This is a genomic window from Methylobacterium sp. E-065 (assembly GCF_022829605.1).
In the GTDB taxonomy this organism is placed as follows: domain Bacteria; phylum Pseudomonadota; class Alphaproteobacteria; order Rhizobiales; family Beijerinckiaceae; genus Methylobacterium.
Genome location: NZ_JAKSYD010000184.1, coordinates 1 through 578, shown reverse-complemented (window position 1 = coordinate 578; position 578 = coordinate 1). Strand labels below are relative to the sequence as shown.

The window sequence follows — 578 nt, the reverse complement described above, 5'->3', positions numbered from 1 at the left end:
GTGCCTCGGCGAAGACACGCAGCTGAGGGCACGGCTAGGCGGAGACGAGTTCGCCATCCTGACGCCCCAGACCGGCGACTCGGCCGAGCGGCTGGCGGAGCGAATCCTGGCCACGCTCGCGGCGGTGCCGGCGGCCTCCGGCCCGGTGATCGCCACCAGCATCGGCGTCGCGGTCTATCCCGACGACGCCGAGGACCAGCGGGCGCTCCTGAGCTACGCCGACGCCGCCCTGTACCGGGCCAAGGCCGAGGGGCGGGGCACCTGCCGCCGCTACGACGCCAGCATGGGCGCGGTGACCGTCCAGCCGGATCCCGCCGTAGCCATCCCGGAGAGCGCGATCCGGACCGAATGGCTCGCCACCGCCGTGGCGCTGGCGAGCTGCCTGATCCTGCTGCTGGCCGGCGCCGCCCTCGCGCTGGATCTGCGCGAGCGCAAGCGCACCGCGTTCGAGCGCGAACGCCTGCGCAGCCTCGCCAACGCGGCCGTCGAGGGTCTCGTCGTGTGCCGCAGCGGCCAGATCGTCAGCGCCAACGAGGCCTTCGCCCGGCTCACCGGCCTCGACACGGCCGCCCTGGTCG

Annotated in this window: 1 protein-coding gene; it reads left to right on the top strand. The window is 74.6% G+C overall.

The window, feature by feature from the left end:
* Nucleotides 1-578, top strand: a 578-nt coding sequence (locus tag MKK84_RS22525; RefSeq protein ID WP_243923879.1) for a diguanylate cyclase domain-containing protein, incomplete at both ends; no start/stop codon positions are given.